We start from the raw sequence: 2,066 nt of genomic DNA, 5'->3' as shown, positions 1-2,066 counted from the left end.
ATTTTAACTTTATTTGATTTCTCTTATTAATGATAGATTTAATTGCAACACATTAACTTTTTCTTCGCCAAAGATACCAAGTAATTTATTTTCAGTATTATCCTTTATTAATTTTTTCAATACATCCTTAGAAATATGCGTATTTTTTGACACTCTATCAATTTGAACATTAGCAGCATCAACAGAAATATGTGGATCTAATCCTGATCCAGATGCAGTTATTATATCTGCAGGAATATCTTCTTTTTTTATCGTAGGATTTTCTTGTAGAAATTTTTCGATATCATTATTAATTCTTTTTTCTAATTTAGGATTACTTGATGCTAAATTTTCACTTCCAGATGATGGTAAAACTTGTCCTTTTCTTTCTTTTTCGTTTTGTGTGAAAGTATTATAATTTACAGCAGAAGGTCTACAATGAAACAATCTCTCATCCGTAAAATCTTGTCCAACGAGTTCAGAACCTATAACTTTTCCATCCAACTCAATTAGACTTCCATTTGCTTGATGTGGGAAGATAACTTGAGATATTCCTGTCATTAACATAGGATAAATCAATCCACAAATTACAAACATTACTAATGATAACTTAAATGGTGTTTTTAATTTATTAAATAAATGTTTCATAAACATCCTCCTATAATCCTAAAAAAACAAGTAATGGTGAAATGACAATATCAATTAATTTAATACCAATAAATGGACAAATAACGCCTCCTAAACCATAAATCATCATGTTTCTTCCTAATAGTTTAGATGCACTCATAGGTTTATATTTGACACCTTTCATAGCTAACGGTATTAGGAAGGGAATAATAATCGCATTAAAGATTAATGCCGATAAAATCGCACTTGATGGAGAACTAAGTCCCATAATATTTAAGACGTTCATTTGTGGAATTGCAATTGTAAAAATTGCTGGAATAATTGCAAAATATTTTGCAATATCATTTGCCATAGAAAATGTAGTTAATGATCCTCTTGTAATTAATAATTGCTTACCAATTTCTACTACCTCTAATATTTTCGTTGGATCCGAATCTAAATCTACCATGTTAGCTGCTTCTTTGGCAGCAGTAGTTCCGCTATTCATTGCTATTCCTACATTAGCTTGGGCTAAGGCTGGTGCATCATTTGTTCCATCACCAGTCATAGCTACAATTTTTCCTAATGATTGTTCTTTTTTTATCGCTTCTATTTTATCTTCGGGTTTACATTCAGCAATATAGCCATCAACACCAGCTTCAGCAGCAATAGTTGCAGCTGTTAAAGGATTATCCCCTGTGCACATAATCGTTTTAATACCAATCTTACGTAAACGATCAAATCTTTCTGGCAATCCTGGTTTTACTGTATCTTTTAAATAAATAACACCTAAAATCTTGTCATTAGCGCAAACTACCAACGGAGTCCCTCCTAATTTTGAAATACTTTCCACTTTTTCATTTAAATCAGAAGGAATTAATCCATTTAAATTTTTTACATAATTAATAATGGCTTCACCAGAGCCTTTTCTTATTTTAGTACCATCTTCAAGATCAATCCCACTCATTTTGCTACTAGCTGTAAATTCAATAAATGTTGCATGCTTGTAATCATCAATATTTAATGTAACTCCCATCTTTTCAGCTAATTCTACTGTTGATTTCCCTTCAGGTGTCGTATCTTTTAACGATGCAATACATGCATATTTCACAAGATCCGTTTCATCTACACCGTCAACATTAATAAAATCACTCGCCAATCTATTTCCGAATGTAATAGTACCTGTTTTATCTAAAATCATTGTATCAACATCACCACATGCTTCTACTGCCTTTCCAGATAGTGCAATAACATTAAATCTAGTGACACGATCCATACCTGCAATACCAATTGCACTAAGTAATGCCCCAATTGTGGTTGGGATTAAGCATACTGTTAATGCTACTAACGTTGAAATTGGAATTTTAACATTTAGGTATGTAGCGAGAGGATATAAACTCACGATTACTATTAAAAATATAATAGTTAAAGATACTAACAAAGAATTCAACCCTATATAATATGTACTAATCTTTCTAGAA

General features: G+C 31.2%; 2 protein-coding genes. Both read right to left on the bottom strand.

Translation table 11 applies throughout. The annotated features are described in order from the left end of the window. Nucleotides 1–9: 9 nt before the first annotated feature. The gene (gene kdpC / locus ACT8VG_RS10610) at nucleotides 10–627 is read right to left on the bottom strand and encodes a potassium-transporting ATPase subunit KdpC (protein WP_217106314.1); all 618 of its coding nucleotides are present in this window, start codon (nucleotides 625–627) and stop codon (nucleotides 10–12) included. A 10-nt stretch (nucleotides 628–637) separates the two neighbouring features. Beyond that, nucleotides 638–2,066, bottom strand: a 1,429-nt coding sequence (gene kdpB / locus ACT8VG_RS10605) for a potassium-transporting ATPase subunit KdpB (protein WP_444195853.1), incomplete at its 5' end; no start/stop codon positions are given.

This window comes from Catenibacterium sp. (assembly GCF_052354645.1).
GTDB classification, from domain to species: Bacteria; Bacillota_I; Bacilli_A; order Erysipelotrichales; family Coprobacillaceae; genus Catenibacterium; species Catenibacterium mitsuoka_A.
Note: the sequence above shows the minus strand (reverse complement) of the source record. Positions and strands in the feature narration are given on the sequence as shown.

Bases quoted from the DNA above. Each gene is read 5' to 3' on its own strand.
- kdpC (WP_217106314.1), bottom strand. From the start codon at position 627: ATGAAACATTTATTTAATAAATTAAAAACACCATTTAAGTTATCATTA.